The following is a 402-nucleotide window of genomic DNA, read 5'->3' on the forward strand; positions in this document are numbered from 1 at the left end:
ACTCTCCACAGCACCGGGCTGAAAAGCCAACGTGCCGCCCGACGACAGCGTCGGGTTCAGCAGCGTGCCGCCGGTCGACACGGTATCCGTGCCACCGGCGCCGATCGTGGTGCCGCTACCCGTCCCGCCGGCGGATACAATCTCCTGACCGCCGCTCGTCACAGTATCACCAAGCGCCTTGCCGCCCGACAAGACCGTAACCGTTCCGCTGTCAATGGTCCCGGTCGCTGTCCCGCCGGGCAGCACCACGAGGCTGCCGCCCGGACCAACATTCATGCCGCTGAGCGTTTCCCCGCTCGACACAAAGGCCGTAACGCCCGACCCAACCGTGCCGCCGAACTCCACCCCGCCCGGGAGGACGTTGAGAACACCACCTGATGAGACCGTCGGGTTCTCAGCAGT

At 66.9% G+C, this 402-nt stretch carries 1 pseudogene; it reads right to left on the reverse strand.

The features are described 5' to 3' along the window. A pseudogene (locus tag GSQ92_RS30225) lies at window positions 1-402 on the reverse strand (adhesin); the annotation flags it as partial.

It is taken from the genome of Acidisoma sp. S159, assembly GCF_009766125.1.
Classification (GTDB): domain Bacteria; phylum Pseudomonadota; class Alphaproteobacteria; order Acetobacterales; family Acetobacteraceae; genus Acidisoma.